Source organism: Priestia sp. ST2, assembly GCF_055810735.1.
The window spans coordinates 539,816-562,986 of sequence record NZ_JBVVNT010000004.1; the positions used below are offsets into that span (position 1 = coordinate 539,816).

Below are 23,171 nucleotides of genomic sequence, written 5' to 3' on the forward strand. Positions count from 1 at the left end.
TTGTCTCTTTTCGTTACTTATCGTAACTAAGAGAAATAAAGTAGTCAAACTTTTTGTTTGATCACTTTTATAATTTATTTTTATCTCTCACTTTCTTCATATTTGTTCCCAGTAGAATATAACTTCACACTTCCAACTAACCCCACTTCAAAAGTTTAAACTTTTTCCCTTGCAATTCTTAAATCAATGTATTATATTGTTGATGTATCAATTATTGATATGTCAAACAATTGTCCACAATCAAAAATATGGGAATGACAATAAATAAGTTTAACGCCTAAAAAGAAAGGAATAATGACTATGACTATAAAAGATTTTAACGAAATTGCTTTAAAACGCCGTTCAATTAAAAAATATGATCCTTCAGTAAAAATCAGCCGTGAGGAAATGGAAGAAATTCTTACAGAAGCTATGCGTGCTCCTTCTTCTGTTAATATGCAGCCGTGGCGCTTTGTTGTAATTGAAACGCCGGAAGGCAAAGAAAAATTAGCTAAACTTGCGAAATTTAACAGTGAACAAGTTCATACATCTTCAGCTGTTATTGCCGTGTTTGGTGACATGAACAACGTCGAATATGCAGACGAAATTTTCGGAAAAGCAGTAGAGCTTGGCTATATGCCTCAGGACATTAAAGAACAGCAGCTAAATTTCTTTAAGCCGATTTACGAAAACATGCCAAAAGCAGATATGAAAGACATCGTGCTAATTGATTCAGGTCTTGTATCTATGCAGCTTATGCTTGTTGCTCGCGCTCACGGATATGATACAAATCCAATCGGCGGATACGAAAAACACTTAATCGCAGAAGAATTCGGTTTAGATAAAGAACGTTATCTTCCAATTATGCTTATCTCAATCGGTAAAGCAGCGAGCGAAGGCCATGCTTCTTACCGTTTACCGGTCAATACGGTTACAACTTGGAAATAAGCAGCAGCTATTTCTGTTCATTGAATAAAGAGTTAAAAATGTGAAGTAAAAGGAGATTTTCTGATGAATAACTATCAAGAACTTACAGAAAAACAGCTTTCATTCTTTAATAGCGGTAAAACAAAAGACGTTGCGTTCCGTATCGAAACGCTAAAGAAATTAAGAGAACTTGTTGTACGTCATGAAGACGACATTTTAAAAGCAGTAAAAGCTGACCTTAACAAACCAGAATTTGAAGCAAAACGTGCAGAAGTTGGTCTTGTGCTAAGCGAAATCGACTTTGCAGTTGAAAATCTTGCAGAATGGGCAGCGCCAAAAGAAGTAGAAACACCATCTACTCATGCTGGAGCAAAAAGCTACATTTATCAAGATCCATACGGTTTAGCTCTAGTGATTGCACCTTGGAACTATCCGTTCCAACTTGCTGTATCACCAGTAGTAGGCGCGATTGCTGCAGGTAACTGCGTGGTGTTAAAGCCTTCTGAATTAACACCTCATACGTCAAGCCTTCTTGCTAAGATGTTTAATGAAAACTTCCCTGAAGAATACTTGACGGTAGTCGAAGGTGAAGTGGAAACAAGCACAGCTTTACTAAAAGAAAACTTTGATTACATCTTCTTTACAGGAAGTACAATGGTCGGAAAAATTGTGGCAGAAGCTGCTGCTAAACATTTAACACCTGTTACGCTAGAGCTAGGCGGAAAAAGTCCTACAATTGTACACGAAGATGCAAATATTGAAGAAGCAGCAAAACGCATTGCGCGCGGTAAATTTGCAAATGCTGGCCAAACTTGCGTAGCGCCAGACTACATTCTTGTTCAGCGAAATGTAAAAGACGAGCTGCTAGCTAACCTAAAACAAGTCGTAACAAACACGTACGGCGAAGATGTTTCACAAAACCTAGACTTCCCTCACGTAGTGAGCGAAAAGCATTTTGATCGCCTTAGCAGCTTCTTAACAAACGGAGATATTGTTTTTGGAGGCAAAACGGATCGTTCTCGTCTGTTTATTGAGCCAACTGTTCTTGACAACATCTCATGGGAAGACAATGTGATGCAAGATGAAATCTTTGGGCCAATTCTTCCAGTCATCGTATACGATGAAATCTCAGAAGTAATTGAAGCAATCGTAAAACGTCCAAAACCATTAGCACTTTATCTTTTCTCTGAAGATGAAGCAGTCCAAGATCACATCTTAAACAGCGTGTCATTCGGCGGCGGTTCTATCAATGATACGATTAATCATATGACGTCTCACTACCTTCCATTTGGCGGCGTTGGTGACAGCGGAATGGGTGCATATCATGGAAAAGCAAGCTTTGATACATTTTCACACGCTAAAAGCATCTTAAAACGTTCAAATAAATAATTAAAAAGAAAAGCCGAAGTCACGCGTTGACTTCGGCTTTTTTACTTCTTCATTTGTTTAGTTATCTGTTCATATTGCTCTTCCTTTTCTGTAGAAATAGCTAAATCATAAAGAATATGCAAAAAATATTTTTTATCTTGAACAAATAAATATTCTTCTTCAAAGCCTTGAGACGTGTAGACGGCAAACTCCCAAATGTCGTCGTAATAAGCTGGCCCAATGGCCTCGGCGAGATTTCCAAGCGTTTTAAGCAGCTCCATTGTAATGATAATATTACGTCTAGCATAGTGCCGGATATTAGCAAATCCATCATACAAAAAGTCTTCAAATTTTTTATCAGGAATGACCATTCGTACAACGCCGCTGTCATCAACTAAATACGAGGAAAACTGACTAACATCACAAATTTTCCGAAGAATATCGCTAATTTGGTGAATGGAGTTAATGGCCGTTTTGAAGTCATCACTTCCTAATGATTTAATCGCCATCTCGACAAACTTGGTAATAATATGAGTTGTGTCTTGAATATCGGTTTGAGATTTTCCTATATGAACATATCGATGAAAAATAGTTTGATCAATTTCATCCTGCTCTGTAAAATCTCGGTTCCAATAATAAAACAATATCGTTCCGTCGAGTACGTAGTCCCCTACTTCCCTCTCCATTTTGATCACTAAGTTATGCTCTTTGGCATAGTGAATTAATCGGCTGTAATTAACGGTCTGAATATAGCCGGATGTTTGAATATATACTGGATTTTTATCTCCTTCAGGAAAGGAAAATGGTTCGTTATGAGCAGATTGCGTTCGATGAACCTCTAGCTCTTCACGTATCGTCGTTTCAATAGCTTTTATAGATTCCGTTTTCATCGATTGAGTCATATGATTAACTTGCAGCCATTTAACGGAATGATTAATAAAGTAGACAAACGTGCCTGCACTAAAAACTGATAGCGCCGTGGTCGCAAATGGGATAGCAAAGTAGCCATCTACTTGTGAACTGTTTAAAAAGAGAAAGACAAAAAGTGTATATAAGAAACTCCCCATAAAAATCCCGAGAATTCGCTGAGTCGATTTCGAAGAAGCAAAGTTTTTTAACACGCGAGGAGAAAACTGAGCTGCAAATGATGTAAACACAACAAGCATTAAATTAAAGGTAAACGTCGTAATTGATAGAATTCCGGGCATAATCGTACTCACTAACGTATTGGTTAAATCCATGTTGATTGAAAAAAATGAAGGAACCTTCTCTCCTACTTTGCAATAATAGTCCAGAAACAGCGTCAATGCAGCTAAAAGGACAGAAAAAAGAGCATAAATTAAGGGACTAAACCATATTTGGCTATTTAGCTCATCTTTAAAAGCACGAGGAGAGAGCTGTTTCCTTGCCGCTATCCATCTAAATGTATTCATACAAAACTCTCCTTTTTATTTGTAAATCTCTAACTTTTTTCTTAGTTCCCTAATTTTTTTTGGTTATGCTTATACAATGGAAAAAAATCTATTTTTTAAAATATAGGTACACAAAGCAAAAATGAAATTGACACATACCTCATTAATTTAATCTAAAGATGCACAAATAGGATACATGAGTTGAATGAATATATAAAAGCTATGTTCACCATACAAATAAAAAATCCGAACGAGATGGATTCTCAACTAAGAATCCATCTCGTTCGGATCTTCCTTCAACTAACCTACTTTTATCCCAGCCTCTTTTTACTCTTATCGTTTTACCAGCCTCGGCTCGCTCCACCGCCTCCAGAGCTGCCGCCTCCCCCTCCGCGAGGACCGCTGCCGCCGTTGCCACCGCCACCGCCTCTTCCTCCAAACATCACAAGGAAGTTTAGCAGAAATTGTGTAATGGCTCCTTTAAAAAAGACGAAGTCGAGAATAAGAAAGCCCACAATAACAGCTGCAATCAGCAGCGTTTGAAGGGTTGAGAAATGAACACCGCTATCGGAAGGCGGAGATGCTTTTGGCACTTTTTGTTCAAAGTCTGTTCCTAAATCATACTCTTTCACGACTTGGTTATAAACAGCTTTGTATGTGCTTTCTAGCGCCGTATCGTATTTGCCATTTTTTAAGTTAGGAATAGCATAAGAATCTAAAATTTCTCCCGATTTGATATCGGTGATAGCTCCTTCTAACCCGTATCCTACTTCGATTCGAATTTTTCGTTCTTTTTTAGCGAGTAAAATAAGAACGCCATTGTTCAGCTTTTTATCACCGAGTTTGTACTTTCGAAACGCTTCATTCGCGTACTCTTCTACATCCGCATCACCTAATGAATTCACGGTAAGAATCGCTACTTGAGCTTTCGTTTCATCATCCAATTTTCTGCCCATTTGATTTATTTCAGCTTTTTCCTGATCGTTTAATAGATGAGCAAAATCTTGAGCGTAAATATCGCCTACCGGATTTGGAATATCAGGTGCAGCAAAAGCAACGCTTACCGTATTACATAAAAGAGACAATAATAAAGCAAACGAAGCAAGAAATTTCATCACTTATCGCTCCCAAAATCAACTTTCGGCGCTTCTTTTTCTTCATTTGTTACTTCAAAATATGGCTTTTTTTCAAAGCCGAACGTACCCGCTAACATGCTTTTAGGAAATCTCTTAACTGATTTATTGTATTTTGCAACTTCATCGTTATAGTCTTTACGCGCTACAGCGAGTCGATTTTCCGTTCCTTCTAAACTGTCCATTAAGCTTCTGAAGTTTTCATTCGCTTTTAAATCCGGGTATTTTTCAACCACTACGAGCAGGCGGTTTAATGCGCCGCTTAACTGTTGATTAGCATCAGCTTTGTCTTCAGGAGTTTTAGCTCCCGCTAGCTGCGCTCTTGCCTGAGTGACCGAATCAATTGCTTCCTGCTCATGCTTAGCATAGCCTTTAACCGTTTCCACTAAGTTCGGAATTAAATCAGATCTTCTTTTTAGTTGATTATCTATTTGGGAAAATTTATTATCTACATCTTCCTGTGCGCTAACGAGACTATTGTAAGAGCTCACTCCGTAAATCACAACAATTCCTAACCCTAAAATCACAACAATCGCTATCCCAATGAGCGTAGCGATCAAGCCTTTGTTCTTCAATATACTACCTCTTTTCTTCATCAAAATTATGTATCTACTTACTAGTACGAATCACGCTCTAAAAAGATTCATTTTTTACCAATTTTATTTATAGAACGTATAAGTAAGACATCTCCTAACAATCAATCCCTCTATAAGGTGAGATGCTGTTCTCTACCTAGTCTTTCTATCAATTAGCACATGTAACCTCCTCGATTTTATCTTGTTTCATAATAGAAAAAAAGGAATACCTCTTGGCTATTCCTTTTTTGGCTTAAGACCATCCTTCAATTTTGTATGCGACTCGGTGAAATTCAGGAACCGTTACAAATTGATAGTCGTTTTTTATTAAATACTTAATAAGTTTTGGCAATGAAGCAACAATTTGATCCCGCGCTCCGCTGCCGTATCGATCCCCATCGTGCATGACAATAAGATTCTTTTTTTGTAGATTTTTAATCGTATGTTTGCATATGGCCAATGGATCTTCTTCACGCCAATCCTGGCTATCTACATTCCATAGAACAGACGTCATTCCCAATTCTTTAATAGCAGCAAGAGCTGTATCATTTATCGAACTGTAAGGTGGACGAAACAGCTTGGGAGAATAACCGATGATTTTCTCTATTTGAGCATTTGTAGAAATGATTTCTTTCCACAATTCATGCTTAGAAAGAGTTGTAATATCAGGATGACTCCACGTATGATTTCCAATTACGTGCTTTTCTCTATGAATACGTCGGATCAGCTTTGGAAATCTTTCTACTTCCGAACCAACGACAAAAAAGGTCGCACGTACATTATATCTCTTTAGAATTTTTAAAATAGAAGCCGTGTAAGCTGAGGGGCCATCATCAAACGTTAATGCAACGTACTTTGGTGAATTTTGATTCATGTTTTCTCCCCTTATATAAAATAGAAGAAATAAACCCCTCAATTTGTGGGTGTAAGCTGAGGGGCTTTTACGACGAGACAATTTTTAAGAGATGATGTTATATCTTTTTCTGCATGTAATAGCGCTATAGGTAATAGATTTGTTCAAAAGAACTCGCCAAGTAGTCAAATCCACGAGGGCGCAGTGTTTCGAACTGCTGAATAATTTTTATTCTTTCCTCTGATCCTCCTGGGAGATCGTAAAGTTTCGTCACGGGCTGTCCACTATTTAAATATTCAATGATTCTAAACAGCATGACGCGAAAAGCATGTTTAAATTCCTTATATTCATCAGGAAAACGCTTCTCCAGCGCTTTATATTCAACTAATGTTTTATGCATATGCATAAACGGAAGCTCTTTCCATTCAAGAGAGAGGATAAGAACGTCTATATTAGGATGTTTTTTAACGAAACGATAGTGATTTCCCCATTGTTCTTTTACTTTTCGCTTAGACATACCGTGTTCTTGGTGATAAGCAACCGTAGAGGAATCTAAAACAAATTGTGCACCATTCTTATATAAACGATATCCAAGCTCCCAGTCTTCTGCCCCGTAGCCGACAAAAGTCTCATCAAAATAGCCGGATTTCTTTAATTGCGCTTTTCTTACGGATACATTTCCACTTAAAAATGCGATATACGGTAGCGTAAATCCTTCAAGTCGCTCTCCGAAATGTTTTAGCCCGCTGTTAAGAAAATAACGATTGGGAAATGATAAACGTTGAAAACGGTTTGTATCAATATCTTCTTTTGTTACAAGAGGACAAGGAACATTTGAATGCTGCTTCGTCTGTTCATAGTTTTCATACAATCTTCTATACTCAGGATCCCTGCCGACCAGTTCTTTTAAGTGCGCCATTTGATCTTCATTATAGTCTGGCATAATAAACGTGTAGACTCCTTCATAATGCATAGCTCCGGTAACCACAAGATTGGATTCATGCACATGATGTTTATAGTGATTTTCAATAAAAGGAGGAGGAGCCAGCATTTCTCCGTCTAAAAAGATTAAAAGATCTCCTTCAGCATGATTAATTCCTATATTACGTACTGAGGAACGCCCTTTATTTTGTTTCATACGGATATACTTAAATTTGAACGGGAGATCCGCTTCTTTTAAAATGTCGGGCGTATTATCAGAAGAAGCGTCATCCACTAAAATGACTTCATACTCAGCTTGAGGAAACGTTTGTTTTGATAAACTATAAAGCGAAAGAGAGGTTTGATGATACTTATTATACGTAGGCATAATGATACTAACTTTAATAGGATGTTTGTGATTATTTTTTATGCTCATTTTATATAATGAATTGTCTATTTTACTCCTTTTGTTTTTAGGCTCTTTTAAGGGTTTAAGATTCTTTTCTTTCTTTTTAATATAGTATTTTCCATCGGAACGGTTGTAATAGGAATCATATAATTCTATTTTAATCATCCTTTCTTTGTTTTTCCTCTATATACTATTCAATAAATGATCGGGTGCTTGTACAATATATAATTTTTTTTAGAAAAGGCGTATATAATAGATTCGGGAACTTTGGTAGATCGTTCTATTGAAGTAGAAACACATTCTCTTATCATAAATAAGTGTTCTACTTCTCAGTATAAAAAAGCTGCTTACAACTTCATACGTCATAAGCAGCTCCCTTTTATAGCTGATTTCCATATACTCCATCAATATTCGCAACAGCCGTTTGATCAAATATATCTGCATCCATATTTGTATTTTTCATTCGCGCACAAGCAGCTGAAATGTCTCCATATGTTGAGTTGATTCCAACAGATTTAACATCCGCTGTGTGTCCGTTGTGAAGAACTTCTCCAAAATTCATCGATCCGTTTCTCGCCATACCATTAATTCTCGTGTTACAGATGTTAATAACTCCTGCCATGACCATACCACCTTTTCTTAAAATGAATTCGTACATCGTATGCTGTGACAAGCCTATGTGTGAAAAGTTTTCAAGAAGTGAAAAGCAAGGTACAAATACTAGTGAAATTGTTCATTTCACCCTGCTTCACCCAAAGTTTCCACATGTTTTTATGCTTTTTCTGTTACAATAAATGCATAAGTTATTTTTCATCCATATTGTTTGAAGGAGGATACGTAATATGGACGAACCAAAAGATATTCAACCTAAAGTAGAAAAAAGTTTCGAACTGATTGGCAAGAAGTGGACAGGATTAATCATTTATGTACTTATGAGCGGTCCTAAACGCTTTAGTGAATTAAATGAAAGTATACCAGCCTTAAGCAGAAGGCTTTTGACAGAACGAATTAAAGAGCTTGAAGACCACGGAATTGTTGTCCGAAATGTCATTCCAGACCGCCCTATTCGTTCTGAATATTCGCTGACTCAAAAAGGAACGGAGTTAGGTAAAATATTAGGGCCGATTAGCCAGTGGGCAGAAAGCTGGGTCCAAGATTAATAAAACTACTCCATAGAAAGGATGAGCATCATGGCAAATGTTCTCTATATTACTGCACACCCTTTAGCTGAAGACGAATCACTTAGCATGGCTGTGGGGAAAGAATTTATCGACGTATATAAGCAAACACATCCAGAAGATGATGTGGTTCATTTAGATTTATATCAAGCAGATATTCCATACTTAGATGCAGACGTATTTAACGGCTGGAAAAAGCTTCGTTCTCACTCTTCCATCCAGGATTTATCAACGGATGAACGATTAAAAGTGGGACGATTAGCCGAACTAGGAGGACAGTTCGTACTCGCTGACAAATATATTTTTGTCACGCCAATGTGGAATTTCTCTGTTCCTGCGATTATGAAAACGTACATTGATGCGATTACCGTGTCAGGTAAAACCTTTACATATACAAAAGAAGGCGCTCAGGGATTGCTTAAAGGAAAAAAAGCGCTTCACATTCAATCCCGCGGAGACGTGTATTCAGAAGGCCCTGAAATGGCGAGAGAAATGGGCCACCGCTATTTAGAAATCATGATGGACTTCTTTGGAATCGAAGCGTTTGAAAGCATTATTATCGAAGGGCAAGTAAAATTCCCGGATCAAATTCCGCAAATTAAAGAAAACGCACTCCAAAAAGCCCATTCAATGGCCAAAACGTTTTAAATTCAATAGAAAAGAAAAAGACCTCGAAGCAGATCGAGGTCTTTTTCTTTTCTCTTCCCTCCCTTATATTTCCCTTGAAATAATGATCACCTTTCTGCTCACTTCACGCTGAAAATAGATTTAAAGGAAAGATGAAACGCTGTTATTTTTTGTTACTATTAATAACGCACGAAACAAAAATATACGATTTTTCTTTTTTATTTTTTAATTATCTACCTTCAAAAAAGATAGTTCTTCTAAATGAATAACGTTTAAAATCATGTTTTAAAACAGAAATAAACCTTTATTTTTAAAGGGTTTAGCCACAAAATCCAAAAGCGTAATACTCTTAAAACCGTTTGTGAATATGATAAAATCCAATAAAAAACCTTTGACTAAATTTGTTACGTAAGTTACTATTAATAACGTAGTAGATGTTTTCGAACATATTATCTTTAATTCATGAAACAACATTTATATATTGAAGACAGAAAGGTGAACAGAATTATGGCAAAAGTATTATATATTACAGCAAACCCTAACGATGCTACGCAATCATTCAGTATGGCTGCGGGAGATGCATTTATTAATGAGTATAAAGAAGTAAACCTAACGGATGAGATTGTTCACGTTAATTTATACCAAGAACATATCCCTCACATCGACGGCGATGTATTCAGCGGATGGGGCAAACTTGGAAGCGGCGCAGAATTTGACGCGCTTACTCCTGAAGAACAGCGCAAAGTTGCTCGTTTAAACGAGTTAAGTGACCAATTTGCTCAAGCGGACAAATATGTATTTGTTACACCAATGTGGAACTTCTCATTCCCACCAGTGATGAAAGCATACTTAGATGCTGTAGCAGTAGCTGGAAAATCATTTAAATATACAGCAGAAGGTTCTGTAGGTCTATTAACAGATAAAAAAGCGTATCATATTCAAGCAAACGGCGGTATCTACTCTCGCGGCCCTGCTGGTGAATTAGAAATGGGTCACCGTTATATGCGCATTATGATGAATTTCTTCGGCGTTCCTTCTATCGGAAGCCTATTTGTAGAAGGACAGGCTGCAATGCCAGATAAAGCACAAGAAATTAAAGAAGACGGCATTGCTCGCGCTAAAGAAGCTGCACGTACGTTCTAATAACAAATATAAGCACAAAAAAAGGAACATCTCCCCGTGTTCCTTTTTTTATGCTTGCAATTATATCTTTGCTTCCTCGCGCAGCAGCGAATAAACATATGTATCAAACGGGATTCCGTTTTGGAACAGGTACTCTCTTAGCGTCCCTTCCTTTTTAAATCCTAATTTGCTCAACAAGGCGACAGATCCACTATTTTGCGTAAATACAATCGCTCCTATACGATTGTATTGAAGTTCGTTGAAGCCATAAGAAATCGCTTCATGAACAGCTTCTGTTGCGTATCCTTTGTTCCAATACTCCGGAAAAAGAGCATAGCTTACGTTTGCTTTCTTATGCCCAGGAGACCACTCTTGAAACCCTATTGTTCCAATCAGCTTCTCTTTTCCTTTTAGCTGAATCCCCCATTTAATTAATTGTTTTTCTTCGTAGCCTTTGGAAAAATTCTTAATGATCTCCTTCACTTGGTTGATCGATTCTAAAGGTTTTTGCCCATAATAGCGCAGCACCTCTTCATCAGAAAAGCATTCTAAAATCTCACTGGCATCATCTTCTACAATTTTTCTTAATATCAGACGTTTTGTCTCTAATTCCGGAAACATTTTCTTCCCTCTTTTCTGCGCAGCTTATCTATCTACGGTAAACCATACTATTCTCCTCTGAACTAGCAATATCCTGCTAAAACCCTACCCGGGAGGACTCATTTCCTATCCAAATAGTCGATTTACAGCGGAGATAGTGGTATTTTATATAGTGGGCATAAGTTGCTTTTTATCAACACAGAGGCGGTGAACGCATAAATGAACCAAGATAAAGAATTGCTGTCCACGATACACGCTCTTCAAAAAGAACTGCAGCAAGAAAAAGAAAACCGTGCGTATATGCAAAAAGATATGGACGAACTAAGAAGCGCTTTATTACAATCAGAACAAGTAAAACAAAACTTAATTGATCAGCTAGAAAAGAAAGTCGATTTGATTTTAACGTTGATTCAAAAAGGAGACGCATAAAGGAATGGATTTTTTTAAAAACAGCAAAATACTATACACTATTGTGGCACTTGTTATTGCCCTCATCGCTGTATTTACCAACAATTCGCCCATTTCCCTCATTCAGCAGCATGAAAATTCAAGCAGTACATCGAGTAGCACATCGGACACTACATCAAGCAACCAATGCTCTGCAGAGACTCAAAGCGACAGATTATTTACCGGCAAAGAACTTGTCTTACAAGAAGGAAATGATAAATATGGATATTGCCATATTGTCGCGCATATGCAAAAACCAGGCGTTAACAATTATCAAGGTAAAAGCCAATTCAGCAAGTATTTAAATGAAAAACAAGCGATGTCTGTTGCTGAAGAAGTCATCAACGAAGGTGAAGACGGCACCAACAATAAATCTGGCAACTACGTTAAAGAAAAGTATATTAATTCTTTAAACCAAGAAGTTAGAGTTGTGTATACTGACTACAGAGGCAAAGACTACGACTACAGCGTAACGACCATGTATCCAATTGGTCATTAATAATAATGCAGTGAAAAAAAGCAGGCGCATGCCTGCTTTTTTTATTTTACCTCTATTTATGATTTACACCTTTAAAAAAGTCTCTGTAAATTTACAGTAGCACTTTTACCTCTTGGACATATTCTGAATATAAAAAAGAAACAGCCCCTTGCTTCTTTTTTAGAAAGAGGTTAAAAAATGAGTAACAAGTATAAAGTTAGAAAAAACGTATTGCATCTTACCGACACGGAAAAAAGAGATTTTGTTCGTACCGTGCTAATACTAAAGGAAAAAGGAATATACGACCGCTATATAGCCTGGCATGGCGCAGCAGGTAAATTTCATACGCCTCCGGGCAGCGATCGAAATGCAGCACATATGAGTTCTGCTTTTTTGCCATGGCATCGTGAATACCTTTTACGATTCGAACGTGACCTTCAGTCAATCAATCCAGAAGTAACCCTTCCTTATTGGGAATGGGAAACGGACGCACAGATGCAGGATCCCTCACAATCACAAATTTGGAGTGCAGATTTTATGGGAGGAAACGGAAATCCTAAAAAAGATTTTATCGTCGACACCGGTCCGTTTGCAGCTGGGCGCTGGACGACAATCGATGAACAAGGAAATCCTTCTGGAGGGCTAAAACGTAATTTTGGAGCAACGAAAGAGGCACCTACACTCCCTACTCGAGATGATGTTCTCAATGCTTTAAAAATAACTCAGTATGATACGCCGCCTTGGGATATGACCAGCCAAAACAGCTTTCGTAATCAGCTTGAAGGATTTATTAACGGGCCGCAGCTTCACAATCGCGTACACCGTTGGGTTGGCGGACAGATGGGCGTTGTGCCTACTGCTCCGAATGATCCTGTCTTCTTTTTACACCACGCAAATGTGGATCGTATTTGGGCTGTATGGCAAATTGTTCATCGTAATCAAAACTATCAGCCGATGAAAAACGGGCCATTTGGTCAAAACTTTAGAGATCCGATGTACCCTTGGAACACAATCCCTGAAGACGTTATGAACCATCGAAAGCTTGGGTACGTATACGATATAGAATTAAGAAAATCAAAACGTTCCTCATAACCCGTTCTAGAAACAGCAGTATACAATCAAAAACAGGTAAATCCCTTCCCTTCTGCCATAACTTATAAGGCCACAAGCATCGTAAAACTCACTGTTTCATTTCCATTCACCATAAAATATAGTTAATCAACCATAATTGGGCTGTGAATAAGCTTCATATAAGGACCTTGGAACATATGAATAAGTTATCAAAGCTTTATAAAAGTTTTATAAATGAAGGGAAGATATCAAAATGCATAATAACGTAAACGCACCTTTTAGTTCTAATGAAAATATGCCATTCTCACCTGCTATGGCTCACCACGCCTATACAGCTCCTGCTTATGAGCACATGATTCCACACTGCGGGTATTCAATGCCGGACTATGGATATATGGTTCCTGAATGTGGATATGGCGTTCCTCACCACGGATGTAATGGTTTTGCCATTATCATCGTACTGTTTATTTTACTCATTATTATTGGTGCATGTGGTTGCGGTTTCTGGCACAATGAGTGTTAACCTAAAAAACTCCAGTATAAATACTGGAGTTTTTTCATGTCTTAATAGGCGGTAGGCACCTTCAGAATTCTATAGCGTTTCATCCAAATCCAGGGGTCTCAGCTTTTCTTCGATTTCTTTGCGCTTCGGCTCTAAAAATGGCGGCAGAGCTAATCTTTGGCCCATCGTTTCAAGCGGTTCATCGGTCGCAAATCCAGGTGTGTCCGTTGATAATTCAAATAAAATGCCGTTTGGTTCTCTGAAATAAAGTGCTTTGAAATAGTATCGTTCTACTTTACCGGAATTCGGCAGGCTGTTTTCATTTAATCGAGCTGCCCACTTATTGTATTCTTCTTCATTTGGAACACGGAATGCAACGTGATGAACGCCACCGCGCCCTAAGCGAACTTTCGGCAAATCGGGTCTCGTTTCAATATGAACTTCGGCTCCGCTTCCGCCTTCACCTGTTGCATAAACCAAAATATCTCTATGATCTGCTGCAAGAGATGGATAAGAACCCGCGTAGCGAAATCCCATAATATTTATCAGTACGTCAACAGTTGGTTCTGACGTACCCACGGTTAGCGTGACCGGTCCTAAGCCGATAATCGCATGTTCTAATGGAATGTCTTCGCGCTTCCACGGCACGCCTGCTCTTACCCCTTTTTCACCGTTGTCCGCAACAAGAAGCAAACGTGTACCTTCATAATCTTTAAATGCTAACGTATCACGATTAGCTCGTTTAGCTATTTCTTCATATTCCACTCCATACTGCTCAAAGCGCTCTTTCCAAAAGTGTAAAGAATCCGTACTTTTAACGCGAAGCGAAACAGTCGAAATGTCAGATGCACCTTGATGCGTTCTTGCAAGCCCCGGAATATCAAAAAACGTTACTTCCGTTCCTGGCGTCCCTTCTCCATCTGCATAAAACAAGTGGTAAGACTGAGTGTTATCTTGATTCACCGTTTTTTTTACTAATCGCATACCTAAAACTTTGGTGAAAAACTGATAGTTTTTCTCAGCTTTCCCCGTCAAAATAGATACATGATGCAACCCTAACAATTCCATCTGCTCCGCCTCTTTTCATAATATATAAATTTTTAACTTCTACTAAAATTATCTTTAATTTAATTATCTTTAATTAAAGATAATTTTAAAGGATATACAGCCTGTTTGTCAATAACAAGAAAATGTTGTGAACATAAAAAAGAAACTAAACACATAGTTAGTTTCTCTTTATCTTCCCTTTAACAAACTGCTGATCTTTTCCAACAGCGGTTACTTTTTAAGCACGCGCTGCACATTTTGCTTCATCAGCTCCGCAATTTTCGTTTCATTTTCACGAGACGTCTGCTCTAATTTTTCTATGACTAACTGCTGTCTTTCGACTGAATGATTTTGACTTAGCTTTTGTTTGCCTTCCATTTTGCTGATGTCGATTTTAAACCCAATGATTCCTTTGCTTAAACCATTCATATAAGCAGGATCAACGTCATTTAGTGTATATGTACTGCTCGGGCTTTCATATTTCTCCACCATCTTCCTCAGCAGCCCAAGCAGTTCTGTTGGTGCTTCAATCACTTTCATGGTGCCATACACGTGAACAGCTTCATAATTCCATGTTGGTACAGCTTGATTCGTTTCATACCAAGACGGTGAAATATAACAGTGAGGCCCTTGAAACACAACTAAAATTTCTTGATTTCCAGCATCTTTCCACTGCAGATTCGGACGAGCAAAATGTCCGTATAAAGCTTTTTCTTTCCGGTTTAACATCAGGGGCAAATGGGTAGCATAAGGCTTTTCATTATGATACGAAAACAAAGTGGCAAATCCATTGTCTTCAATAAATTCATACATTATTTGTTCCTCATTCACTTTAAAATACTTTGGAATATACATCGGCGCTTCTCCTTTATCTCTTATTTAGTAAAAGATATAATACTATACGTGTTTGCAACAGCGTCAGTTATGAACTTTTTATGGAGGTCAGCAAACATTTAACCATCTATGAATGGATTTTTTAAGAAGCTTATGCTACACTGCTGCGATGTAAACCGCTGCTTTTTTATATGTATTTATTTAGCACATAATGCAATTAGATACATGTTTGTTAAATAAAGCTTCAGAAACTCAAAAAAAAGAAGAGCTTGTTTAAAACAGCTCCTTTCTCACGTTTATCTATACAATTGAGGATTTTTTTCTCGTTTGATAGGTCCGCCTTTGGCTATATGCCACTCAATGACGCAGTCCGTCAAACGATCGTATACGTCGTCTTCTAAATACGGATCTTCTGCCGAAGTGAGCAAGGTGTGAACATCGGCTTTTATTTCGGCTAACATAGCTGTGCTGAATACGTCCGGATCATTCAATACGTTTAGTATATATAGCACCAGCATCTCAAATCCGCCGTCCCAATTGGCATTCCCGTTGCCTTGAGCTTCGCAGCGAAGCTTTTCAATAGCTCGAATGACTTCTCCTTCTACGATATCCGACTGCCCATTTCTCGGGACATAGTTTAACCATAGTTCTTTTGCTTCGTCAAAATACTTCATTCTGCACTCCTTCTTTCAGAATTTTATTCCTTTTTATGTTTTTGATTCATTGCCGTTCCAAAAGCAACACCTAAGGACGTTCCGATCGCAATACCGAAGCCAATGTTATCCATTAGCATCCCAAGAGAAGCCCCCATCGCAACGCCCAGACCTAGTCCCGGTCCTAGATAATCTGTCTTTTTCTTTTCTTCAGACAAAAAAAACCTCTCCTTTTTCTACTATTTTATTGATACCTTTTATACGTAAAAACTGCGCTAAAAGTTTCATAAAAATGGAAAAAAGCAGTCGCTGTAACTGCTTTTTATTTTTAGATGATGAGCTGATAAATGGCCTCTCCGAGCAGCAAGAACCACGTAAACATGCAGATCACTCCAAATACGTACGTCGTTTTACGTGCAGAAAAATACAAACAACTCAACAGGGAAAGGTATCCAAAACTTAAGAAAAGGGCATTTTAAAAGTAACGAAATTTTGCTTACTTAAAAAGGATGGATTACATTGACACCAAACCAACAGGAATACCTTAAAAAAATACATAGCATACAAGAAAATCTAGCCAAAACGTGGGCTGAATACTGGCAGCAATACTCCACTCCAGGCTCTTGGCAGTTTTGGGTTACCTTGGGGGCTTTCATTTTACCTTTAGTCATTCTCTATTTTTTAATTGATCGAAAAAAAGCCTTTCACTTAGGGTTTTATGGATTTAACGTGCACGTTTGGTTTCACTATAGTGACACCGCTGGAGTTTATAACGGGCTGTGGACGTATCCTTACCAAATCAACACAATCATACCCGTAAGCTTTAGCCTAGATGCTTCGCTTATTCCTGTCTCTTTTATGCTTCTTTATCAATGGACAATTAACCATCATAAAAATTACTATGTATATGCAACTGTTCTTTGTTTGTTTTTTGCTTTTATTTTCAAACCGCTATTAACAGGGATTGGCTTTTTTCAGCTGCATGAATGGGCTACTTACGGTTATTTATTTGTATTTTATCTGGGTGTGATACTGCTATCAAAATGGATTACCAATCTGTTTCTTTATTTTGAAAAACAGCATTAAATTTGATAAGTGTCATCAATAAAAAACGTAAGCATCTTCAAAAGACCTTACGTTTTTTTGATTGTTTTCTTACTAGTTGTCTGCCTTCTCAAAAAATAGAGGGCTTTTCTCATTGTTAATTTAGAACATGCTGCATCTAGCAATAATAAAACTTCTGTTAGCAGCAAAAATCTCACTTTTTCTAAGCCCTGCTTAAATTAGCATTGTATAAGTCCATTAAACTGCTTAAATCATCCAGCAACGGGCAGTGGCCTACGCCTTTCATAATTTTTAACGTCGCATTTTCCCCTATTCCTTTCGCGATGTCAGATGCATCTCTTGTGGAAACCATCTTATCTTCATCGCCTTGAATAACCATAGTAGGGATCGTAATTTTTTCCACCTCTCCTGTCCCTTCCACAACACCATTAAAATCGTTTGAAATATTAAATCTCATAAGTGCGTAATTGATATCAATTAAATTTCGCTGCTTGATCGTTCCTTCTAAATATGTTTCAAATTGATCAGCAGACGGCTTATTTTTTGTATATAAAAATTGACGCAGCATCATTTTTAAAAACCATGTATTTTTTGTTTCTTTTGCGTTTTCTACCATTCTAAATGCTTCTTTTACTTCTTCTTTGGTTTGTATAAAGTTGTTAGGAATAGGCAGTTCTAGGAACGTTCTTCTTGGAATGGGGTAGCCTTTAATGTTGACGGAGCTTAAGAGAATTAAATTTTTGGCATCATTCGGATGATCAATCACATATTGCATAGCAACTGCTCCTCCTAATGACCACCCGCTTATTGTAAAAGCAGACAACTTTAAAGCATCCGCAAACAGTTTGACATCATCTGATAAGTCTTTGATTGTGTGGATAGGTGTATGATAAGTGGAGTCTCCAAATCCTCTTAAATCGATCGCATAAGCTGTGATATGTTCTGGAAGTTCATTCATTAACACATCCCAGTTAAGGGAAGAGTTCATGTTTCCGTGAATTAACAAAAGCACCTCTTTTCCGCCTTTTTTCATTCGGTAATTTACTGTTTCTCCATTCGGTAATTCTACTTTTGCTTGTTCTAAAACAGATACGGTCATCGCTATTTTCCTCTTTTCTTATATAATTAGAACGATCGGTAGCATTTATTTTTTAATACCCTATTTATCAAGATTTAAGCAGTTAGAAAGAAGTTGTGCAAAAGCCAACATAATGCTATGTTATTCTACTTGCTAAAAAAGACAGCCAAATATGCGATTCGGCTGCCTTTTTATAATGAAGAAATATACGAATGAGCAACAAGGCCATTACTTTTTCGGTGCGTCTAATGCTTGATAGGCAAGCTGATATTTCCCGCCTTCAGCCACTTCTGCATGGTACAGAGCTTTAAGAGCAAAGTTTTTTTCAAGGCTGTGCTCTTTCATCAGTCCATTCAGCTTACCTTGCAGTTCCTGATTGTCTTTAATGAGCTGTTTCATCTGTGATTTTAAATATTTCATGGTGTTTTCCGCTCCTTTCACTTGATGAATATCTATCAAGTATATCACTTAAGGATAGGATAATGGTAAAACGACTTACAATTAAGCGATTAAATCTGTACAGCTCTGTTCTTTAAGCGTCCTACAAGCGGAACGACGATGATACCAGCGATAACAACTTGCATCACATTCCCCGGTATAGAGCCAAGCGGAAGGATCCAGTTATGATAAAGAATCACTTCGGCAAAATAGTAGCCTACGATTTTTACAATCAGCGCAGCAGCAACTGCCAGTGTGTTCACAAGTGCTCTTTTACCAGGTGCTTTTTCTGAGATAAGACCTGCTAAAAAGCCCATTGCCCCTACGATAATAAACGTAAACGGCGCCCATGCTGTCCAGCCGGAGATGAGGTCGAATAACCCCATTCCAAAAGCCCCGGCGATGGCTCCTGTCTTTTTGCCGTAAATAAAGGCTGCTATAAAAAGAGGAACGTTGCCTAAATGGATGAGGCCTCCGTTACCCATGATTGGAAGCTTGATGTTGATAAACATTGTCGCTACAAACGTCAGTGCGATAAAAAGTGCATGCATAGATAAAGCTTTGATTTTGGTTGATTCTCTTGGTGAGTATGTTGAATTCATCTGTTGACCTCTTTCTTTTTTTACTACTATCATACTCCTAATTACATACTTAATAAATACGTAAAACTATTTATTTAGTAAGATATATCATTCTAGCAGCACAAAGGGATCCGCCAACTTCAAAAATTGTCCTATCCGTTCTTGAAAAAATAAAGCTGCTTCTGCTTCCTTTAGCAGACTGCGGCGCCTAATTTTTGTTATGGTAAAGAGTCTGTTCGGGCATAATATGAGCAAATCGTTCTTTTTCAAGAGTTGACGAAGGCTGATAAATATGAGAAGTTATATGTTTGTAGAAATGAATGGAATAACCTAGAATTCCAGCGGAACCTGTTACTATAATTGTACTGATATTGACCAAGTTCGTTCAGATTGTGGCAGTCATGATTTTTACATACAGCAAGCAAGTTATAGGAGGAGCAAGAATGGATAATAACGATATTTTAATTAGATTACGATATGCCTTGGATTTAAAAAATACAGAAATGGTAGAGATCTTTAATCTTGGCGGAGTAGACGTAACAAAAGAAGACGTATTAAAGATCCTTACGAGAACGCCGGACGAAGAAGACGAGGATGCAGTTCATGAGGACGAACACATCACGTGCAGTAACAATATGTTAGATTCGTTTTTAAACGGTTTTATTACCTTTAAAAGAGGAGAACAAGACCCTAAACCAGGGCAAGCACCTCCAGCGCCGGTTCAAAGCAATCAAAATATGTATAACGTCTTATTAAAGAAAGTAAAAATTGCTTTGTCCCTAACCAGTGAAGAGATGTTAGAAGTATTCGACGACGGTGGCATACGTGTATCTAAAGCAGAATTAGGTGCTTTATTACGAAAAAAAGGCCACAAAAATTACAAACCGTGCAAAGAGAATTTTGCACGAAAATTCCTAAGAGGCTTAACCGTACAATATAGAGGATAAAATGATACACACTTTTTCAAATCAGAGTATCCATTATGAAATACGATATAAAAATCGAAGTTCTTTTGCGATTAAAGTAGACGGATACGGAACGGTCGAAGTCCTTGCTCCTAAAGGAACGTCTACTGAACAAGTACGGATGTTATTAGAGAACAACTGGGCATTGATTCAGCAAAAAATAAACGAAATGAAAGATAGAACGCATGGACCAAAGAAAAAAGTCTATGAACACGGAGAACGCTTTTTGTATGTAGGAAAAAACTATCCGATACAGATTCATCACGATTCGACCATTACAAAGGATTCTGTAGTGTTTGAAGCGAACACGCTTCAGATTTATGTCAATCAGCACGACGATGAAGCGATAAAACAAGCGCTCAAACGCTTTTACTATCAACAATGTAAAGCGCTAGTAACCAAGAGTATCTCCTCCTATCAAAAACATTTTAAAACAAAGCCGCGCTCCATTTCGATTTCGGATAGCAAAAAAGCGTGGGGCACGTGTGATTCCAAGCGTCAGCTAACCTTTAACTGGCGGCTGGCAATGGCACCGCAGCACGTCATTGATTACGTAGTCGTTCATGAAATGTGCCACATGGTTCACATGAATCACGACCGGTCGTTTTGGCGTCTTGTCGGGAAAATTATGCCCGATTATCGTGAACAAGAGAACTGGCTGGCAATGTCAAGCTGGGAAATGACGGTGTAGTACCACTAAATAAGAAAAGAGCAGGAGCCCCAGAGGCATACTGCTCTTTTTTTATCTTTAACTATAGCGATATTTTCGTAAATCTTTTAAAATAGAAATTTCTTTTAACAATTCTTCTCCGACATTTGTTTCTAAAACCATTTTTCTTTCTAGTTCTTTGTCAACCAATCGCTTTACGGATAAGACGTCCGTTCCTTCTAATAAAATCTCTTCTTTTGAATTAAAGTGTTTATGAGCGACTAGCTGCATGCCGTAAGAATTATATAATAACGTGTAGCCAGCGATACCTGTTGTGGATTGATACGCTTTTGAAAAACCGCCGTCAATAACAATCATCTTTCCATTTGCTTTGACCGGGTTTTCTCCTTCAATTTCTTTGACTGGCGTATGACCATTAATAATATGACCATGATCAGGATTTAATTTAAATTCTTCCAGGATGTTTCGGCAGACTTCCTCATTTTCCCGTAAATAGTAGTATGGATTCTTCTTCTCTTTATGCGTTGTTTTATCACTTATAAAATATCTTTCAAACGTCGTCATTGCGCGTTTCCCAAAGAGTGATGAATATTCTCCTGTCCATAGGTACCAGACCATATCTGTTGCCAAATCATCCGTTTCTTCAGGATGGGCAAAAGCCTCTTGCAAATAATGTTCAAACACATCAAGCAAGTTGCGGCCTGCATACGTTTTATCTTCAATCGTCATTTTTTCCATGTTTCCTTGTTCATCTAAAGGAATGCAGCCGTGTATTAATAAGTTTCCGTTGTATTTCAAATAAAGGCTGCCTTTTTTCATCAGAAACTTCATATGTCTCGCCAGCTTTTCCGAATGCTGCACAGAAAGCAGCAGTCTTTCCATTACCTGCTCTTCTTCTTCTAATAGCTGATCAGGCTGCGCCGGATTAATCGTTGCAAAGCAGCTGTTTTCTAGCTGATACGTGTTTCCGTATATCGTAATTTCATTTTTATCATAATCAATTTTTTCAAGCAACAGCCTTTCTGACATATTAAAGAAAGGACGTCTTTTTATAATCGGACTTTCAAGCTTGAATTGAATCATCGCAATGGCCTGATGAATTTTCGTAATTTGTAGTCGCTCGTGATCGGATAGTTTATCACTTGAGCTTACTTTTGGTCTAAAAGCGGGATTATCATCATAATATTTCTCCGCCAGGTTAAGCAGCGGTCTCAGGTTAATGCCATATACGTCTTCAATAATATCTAGATTGTCGTATCTCGCGCAGATACGAATAATATTGGCAAGACACACTTTCGAACCCGCAAAAGCCCCTAGCCATAGCACATCGTGATTTCCCCACTGAATATCAACGGAGTGATAGTTAATCAGCGTATCCATAATTTTATCCGGTTCAGGTCCACGGTCATAAATATCCCCTACTACGTGCAGGTGGTCCACAACCAATCTTTGCGTCGTATAAGCAAGCCCTATAATAAGCTTATCGGCTTGTCCTAGAGAAATAATCTGCTGAACAATCTTTGTATAGTACTGTTCTTTATTTGTAAATTCATCCGTTTTATATAGCAGCTCTTCAATAATGTACACAAATTGATTTGGCAATGCTTTACGCAGTTTAGAACGCGTGTATTTAGAAGAAGCGTACGAAATGAGATTAAGCATACGATCAATGATTTCTGTATACCATTGATAGAGTTCCTTTTTGTTTCGAAACTGCGCTTTAATTAACGGTAGTTTTTCTTCAGGATAATACACTAATGTCGCAAATTCATTGATTTCTTTGTCAGATAATACATTTTTAAAAAGGTCTTTAATTTTCTCTTTTACATTTCCCGAACCGTTTCGCAGCACGTGCTGAAAGGCTTGATATTCGCCGTGTAAATCACTGACAAAATGTTCGGTCCCCTTTGGCAGATGAAGAATAGCTTCAAGGTTAATAATTTCGGTTACCACTTTTTCTTCCGTATCATACTTTTGTGCAAGTAAATCTAGATATTTTGTGTTCAAAACTATGTATCCCCTTTCAACGTTCACCATTTAATATAATCACCGTTATAATCCTGTAAGATAAATTGTGATTATAATGTTACGCACCTCTTATTTAACTCTTTTCTCTCCATGCCTCACCTCTTTATTTTAACCTATTTTACGTATAGGTAAAATGGTATAAAGTCTATTTGTCTATAAAGATTAACCGATCTTGCCCTCTTAAAGATGACAGCTAGCTGGTAACTAAAA

General features: G+C 37.8%; 27 protein-coding genes. 12 read left to right on the top strand and 15 right to left on the bottom strand.

Annotation, left to right across the window (positions count from 1 at the left end):
* The first annotated feature begins 300 nt into the window (after nucleotides 1–300).
* Nucleotides 301–927 (top strand): nitroreductase family protein, encoded by a 627-nt coding sequence (locus tag AC0KUU_RS20185; protein ID WP_080781659.1) that lies wholly within the window; start codon nucleotides 301–303, stop codon nucleotides 925–927.
* A gap of 63 nt (nucleotides 928–990) precedes the next feature.
* Nucleotides 991–2,295 (top strand): aldehyde dehydrogenase, encoded by a 1,305-nt coding sequence (locus tag AC0KUU_RS20190; RefSeq protein ID WP_043981301.1) that lies wholly within the window; start codon nucleotides 991–993, stop codon nucleotides 2,293–2,295.
* A gap of 41 nt (nucleotides 2,296–2,336) precedes the next feature.
* On the opposite strand, the gene AC0KUU_RS20195 is transcribed toward AC0KUU_RS20190, so the two are convergent.
* From AC0KUU_RS20195 to AC0KUU_RS20220, 6 genes are all read right to left on the bottom strand, one after another.
* A complete protein-coding gene (locus AC0KUU_RS20195) occupies nucleotides 2,337–3,707 on the bottom strand; it encodes a DUF2254 domain-containing protein (protein WP_043981300.1) in 1,371 nt (456 codons plus the stop codon).
* Nucleotides 3,708–4,027: 320 nt separating this feature from the next.
* Nucleotides 4,028–4,801, bottom strand: a complete 774-nt coding sequence (locus AC0KUU_RS20200; protein ID WP_043981299.1) for a TPM domain-containing protein — start codon at nucleotides 4,799–4,801, stop codon at nucleotides 4,028–4,030.
* Nucleotides 4,801–5,394: a LemA family protein gene (locus AC0KUU_RS20205; protein WP_025750938.1), complete on the bottom strand. Its 594-nt coding sequence runs from the start codon at nucleotides 5,392–5,394 to the stop codon at nucleotides 4,801–4,803. The genes AC0KUU_RS20200 and AC0KUU_RS20205 overlap by 1 nt, the downstream gene beginning before the upstream one ends.
* A gap of 253 nt (nucleotides 5,395–5,647) precedes the next feature.
* Nucleotides 5,648–6,268 (bottom strand): polysaccharide deacetylase family protein, encoded by a 621-nt coding sequence (locus AC0KUU_RS20210; RefSeq protein WP_043981298.1) that lies wholly within the window; start codon nucleotides 6,266–6,268, stop codon nucleotides 5,648–5,650.
* 124 nt (nucleotides 6,269–6,392) lie between these two features.
* Complete coding sequence (locus AC0KUU_RS20215) at nucleotides 6,393–7,742, bottom strand: glycosyltransferase family 2 protein (protein WP_043981297.1); 1,350 nt, start codon at nucleotides 7,740–7,742, stop codon at nucleotides 6,393–6,395.
* A gap of 214 nt (nucleotides 7,743–7,956) precedes the next feature.
* Nucleotides 7,957–8,199, bottom strand: a complete 243-nt coding sequence (locus tag AC0KUU_RS20220) for a spore germination protein (protein ID WP_013084095.1) — start codon at nucleotides 8,197–8,199, stop codon at nucleotides 7,957–7,959.
* A 220-nt stretch (nucleotides 8,200–8,419) separates the two neighbouring features.
* Between AC0KUU_RS20220 and AC0KUU_RS20225 the strand changes: the two genes are divergently transcribed.
* The 3 genes from AC0KUU_RS20225 (at nucleotide 8,420) to AC0KUU_RS20235 (ending at nucleotide 10,525) form a co-directional block, all read left to right on the top strand.
* Entirely contained in the window at nucleotides 8,420–8,737 is a 318-nt protein-coding gene (locus AC0KUU_RS20225; RefSeq protein ID WP_013058076.1) for a winged helix-turn-helix transcriptional regulator, read from the top strand.
* 30 nt (nucleotides 8,738–8,767) lie between these two features.
* Nucleotides 8,768–9,403 carry an FMN-dependent NADH-azoreductase gene (locus tag AC0KUU_RS20230; RefSeq protein ID WP_043981296.1) on the top strand — a complete coding sequence of 212 codons (636 nt, stop codon included), beginning with the start codon at nucleotides 8,768–8,770 and terminating at the stop codon, nucleotides 9,401–9,403.
* A 486-nt stretch (nucleotides 9,404–9,889) separates the two neighbouring features.
* Nucleotides 9,890–10,525 (top strand): FMN-dependent NADH-azoreductase, encoded by a 636-nt coding sequence (locus AC0KUU_RS20235; RefSeq protein ID WP_473452983.1) that lies wholly within the window; start codon nucleotides 9,890–9,892, stop codon nucleotides 10,523–10,525.
* 60 nt (nucleotides 10,526–10,585) lie between these two features.
* Here AC0KUU_RS20235 and AC0KUU_RS20240 read toward each other — a convergent pair whose 3' ends face one another.
* The gene (locus AC0KUU_RS20240) at nucleotides 10,586–11,125 is read right to left on the bottom strand and encodes a GNAT family N-acetyltransferase (RefSeq protein WP_043981295.1); all 540 of its coding nucleotides are present in this window, start codon (nucleotides 11,123–11,125) and stop codon (nucleotides 10,586–10,588) included.
* A 198-nt stretch (nucleotides 11,126–11,323) separates the two neighbouring features.
* Here AC0KUU_RS20240 and AC0KUU_RS20245 point away from each other — a divergent pair, with 198 nt between their 5' ends.
* From AC0KUU_RS20245 to AC0KUU_RS20260, 4 genes are all read left to right on the top strand, one after another.
* Entirely contained in the window at nucleotides 11,324–11,533 is a 210-nt protein-coding gene (locus AC0KUU_RS20245) for a hypothetical protein (protein ID WP_014459119.1), read from the top strand.
* Between the two features lie 4 nt (nucleotides 11,534–11,537).
* Nucleotides 11,538–12,050, top strand: coding sequence for a hypothetical protein (locus tag AC0KUU_RS20250; protein WP_162214639.1), 513 nt, complete (start codon nucleotides 11,538–11,540; stop codon nucleotides 12,048–12,050).
* Between the two features lie 177 nt (nucleotides 12,051–12,227).
* Entirely contained in the window at nucleotides 12,228–13,121 is an 894-nt protein-coding gene (locus tag AC0KUU_RS20255) for a tyrosinase family protein (RefSeq protein ID WP_162214640.1), read from the top strand.
* 232 nt (nucleotides 13,122–13,353) lie between these two features.
* Nucleotides 13,354–13,623, top strand: coding sequence for a YjcZ family sporulation protein (locus tag AC0KUU_RS20260; RefSeq protein ID WP_043981292.1), 270 nt, complete (start codon nucleotides 13,354–13,356; stop codon nucleotides 13,621–13,623).
* Nucleotides 13,624–13,692: 69 nt separating this feature from the next.
* Here the strand turns inward: AC0KUU_RS20260 and AC0KUU_RS20265 are convergent, their stop codons facing one another.
* From AC0KUU_RS20265 to AC0KUU_RS20280, 4 genes are all read right to left on the bottom strand, one after another.
* Nucleotides 13,693–14,670, bottom strand: coding sequence for a ring-cleaving dioxygenase (locus AC0KUU_RS20265; protein ID WP_162214641.1), 978 nt, complete (start codon nucleotides 14,668–14,670; stop codon nucleotides 13,693–13,695).
* Nucleotides 14,671–14,880: 210 nt separating this feature from the next.
* Complete coding sequence (locus AC0KUU_RS20270; protein WP_237074337.1) at nucleotides 14,881–15,504, bottom strand: FMN-binding negative transcriptional regulator; 624 nt, start codon at nucleotides 15,502–15,504, stop codon at nucleotides 14,881–14,883.
* 275 nt (nucleotides 15,505–15,779) lie between these two features.
* Entirely contained in the window at nucleotides 15,780–16,157 is a 378-nt protein-coding gene (locus AC0KUU_RS20275) for a hypothetical protein (RefSeq protein ID WP_043981289.1), read from the bottom strand.
* A gap of 23 nt (nucleotides 16,158–16,180) precedes the next feature.
* Nucleotides 16,181–16,354 carry a glycine zipper domain-containing protein gene (locus AC0KUU_RS20280; protein WP_198530646.1) on the bottom strand — a complete coding sequence of 58 codons (174 nt, stop codon included), beginning with the start codon at nucleotides 16,352–16,354 and terminating at the stop codon, nucleotides 16,181–16,183.
* A 301-nt stretch (nucleotides 16,355–16,655) separates the two neighbouring features.
* Between AC0KUU_RS20280 and AC0KUU_RS20285 the strand changes: the two genes are divergently transcribed.
* A complete protein-coding gene (locus AC0KUU_RS20285) occupies nucleotides 16,656–17,222 on the top strand; it encodes a CBO0543 family protein (protein ID WP_013084105.1) in 567 nt (188 codons plus the stop codon).
* 181 nt (nucleotides 17,223–17,403) lie between these two features.
* Here the strand turns inward: AC0KUU_RS20285 and phaZ are convergent, their stop codons facing one another.
* The 3 genes from phaZ to AC0KUU_RS20300 form a co-directional block, all read right to left on the bottom strand.
* Entirely contained in the window at nucleotides 17,404–18,300 is an 897-nt protein-coding gene (gene phaZ / locus AC0KUU_RS20290) for an intracellular short-chain-length polyhydroxyalkanoate depolymerase (RefSeq protein ID WP_043981288.1), read from the bottom strand.
* Between the two features lie 207 nt (nucleotides 18,301–18,507).
* Nucleotides 18,508–18,699, bottom strand: coding sequence for a hypothetical protein (locus AC0KUU_RS20295; protein WP_013058089.1), 192 nt, complete (start codon nucleotides 18,697–18,699; stop codon nucleotides 18,508–18,510).
* Nucleotides 18,700–18,788: 89 nt separating this feature from the next.
* Nucleotides 18,789–19,319 (bottom strand): ECF transporter S component, encoded by a 531-nt coding sequence (locus tag AC0KUU_RS20300; RefSeq protein ID WP_097822870.1) that lies wholly within the window; start codon nucleotides 19,317–19,319, stop codon nucleotides 18,789–18,791.
* Between the two features lie 422 nt (nucleotides 19,320–19,741).
* Between AC0KUU_RS20300 and AC0KUU_RS20305 the strand changes: the two genes are divergently transcribed.
* Together AC0KUU_RS20305 and AC0KUU_RS20310 are read left to right on the top strand one after the other, a co-directional pair.
* Entirely contained in the window at nucleotides 19,742–20,245 is a 504-nt protein-coding gene (locus AC0KUU_RS20305; RefSeq protein ID WP_043981287.1) for a YehS family protein, read from the top strand.
* 1 nt (nucleotide 20,246) lies between these two features.
* Nucleotides 20,247–20,954, top strand: a complete 708-nt coding sequence (locus AC0KUU_RS20310; RefSeq protein ID WP_043981286.1) for a M48 family metallopeptidase — start codon at nucleotides 20,247–20,249, stop codon at nucleotides 20,952–20,954.
* Nucleotides 20,955–21,011: 57 nt separating this feature from the next.
* Here the strand turns inward: AC0KUU_RS20310 and fbp are convergent, their stop codons facing one another.
* Complete coding sequence (fbp, locus tag AC0KUU_RS20315; protein ID WP_043981285.1) at nucleotides 21,012–22,940, bottom strand: fructose-1,6-bisphosphatase; 1,929 nt, start codon at nucleotides 22,938–22,940, stop codon at nucleotides 21,012–21,014.
* Between the last annotated feature and the right edge of the window lie 231 nt (nucleotides 22,941–23,171).

Bases quoted from the DNA above. Each gene is read 5' to 3' on its own strand.
- AC0KUU_RS20260 (WP_043981292.1), top strand. From the start codon at position 13,354: ATGCATAATAACGTAAACGCACCTTTTAGTTCTAATGAAAATATGCCA.
- AC0KUU_RS20220 (WP_013084095.1), bottom strand. From the start codon at position 8,199: ATGGCAGGAGTTATTAACATCTGTAACACGAGAATTAATGGTATGGCG.
- AC0KUU_RS20305 (WP_043981287.1), top strand. From the start codon at position 19,742: ATGGATAATAACGATATTTTAATTAGATTACGATATGCCTTGGATTTA.
- AC0KUU_RS20235 (WP_473452983.1), top strand. From the start codon at position 9,890: ATGGCAAAAGTATTATATATTACAGCAAACCCTAACGATGCTACGCAA.
- AC0KUU_RS20310 (WP_043981286.1), top strand. From the start codon at position 20,247: ATGATACACACTTTTTCAAATCAGAGTATCCATTATGAAATACGATAT.
- AC0KUU_RS20215 (WP_043981297.1), bottom strand. From the start codon at position 7,742: ATGATTAAAATAGAATTATATGATTCCTATTACAACCGTTCCGATGGA.
- AC0KUU_RS20250 (WP_162214639.1), top strand. From the start codon at position 11,538: ATGGATTTTTTTAAAAACAGCAAAATACTATACACTATTGTGGCACTT.
- AC0KUU_RS20265 (WP_162214641.1), bottom strand. From the start codon at position 14,670: ATGGAATTGTTAGGGTTGCATCATGTATCTATTTTGACGGGGAAAGCT.
- AC0KUU_RS20185 (WP_080781659.1), top strand. From the start codon at position 301: ATGACTATAAAAGATTTTAACGAAATTGCTTTAAAACGCCGTTCAATT.
- AC0KUU_RS20190 (WP_043981301.1), top strand. From the start codon at position 991: ATGAATAACTATCAAGAACTTACAGAAAAACAGCTTTCATTCTTTAAT.
- AC0KUU_RS20240 (WP_043981295.1), bottom strand. From the start codon at position 11,125: ATGTTTCCGGAATTAGAGACAAAACGTCTGATATTAAGAAAAATTGTA.
- AC0KUU_RS20245 (WP_014459119.1), top strand. From the start codon at position 11,324: ATGAACCAAGATAAAGAATTGCTGTCCACGATACACGCTCTTCAAAAA.
- AC0KUU_RS20295 (WP_013058089.1), bottom strand. From the start codon at position 18,699: ATGAAATATTTAAAATCACAGATGAAACAGCTCATTAAAGACAATCAG.
- AC0KUU_RS20275 (WP_043981289.1), bottom strand. From the start codon at position 16,157: ATGAAGTATTTTGACGAAGCAAAAGAACTATGGTTAAACTATGTCCCG.
- AC0KUU_RS20195 (WP_043981300.1), bottom strand. From the start codon at position 3,707: ATGAATACATTTAGATGGATAGCGGCAAGGAAACAGCTCTCTCCTCGT.
- AC0KUU_RS20225 (WP_013058076.1), top strand. From the start codon at position 8,420: ATGGACGAACCAAAAGATATTCAACCTAAAGTAGAAAAAAGTTTCGAA.
- AC0KUU_RS20255 (WP_162214640.1), top strand. From the start codon at position 12,228: ATGAGTAACAAGTATAAAGTTAGAAAAAACGTATTGCATCTTACCGAC.
- AC0KUU_RS20200 (WP_043981299.1), bottom strand. From the start codon at position 4,801: ATGAAATTTCTTGCTTCGTTTGCTTTATTATTGTCTCTTTTATGTAAT.
- AC0KUU_RS20270 (WP_237074337.1), bottom strand. From the start codon at position 15,504: ATGTATATTCCAAAGTATTTTAAAGTGAATGAGGAACAAATAATGTAT.
- AC0KUU_RS20230 (WP_043981296.1), top strand. From the start codon at position 8,768: ATGGCAAATGTTCTCTATATTACTGCACACCCTTTAGCTGAAGACGAA.
- AC0KUU_RS20300 (WP_097822870.1), bottom strand. From the start codon at position 19,319: ATGAATTCAACATACTCACCAAGAGAATCAACCAAAATCAAAGCTTTA.
- AC0KUU_RS20210 (WP_043981298.1), bottom strand. From the start codon at position 6,268: ATGAATCAAAATTCACCAAAGTACGTTGCATTAACGTTTGATGATGGC.
- phaZ (WP_043981288.1), bottom strand. From the start codon at position 18,300: ATGACCGTATCTGTTTTAGAACAAGCAAAAGTAGAATTACCGAATGGA.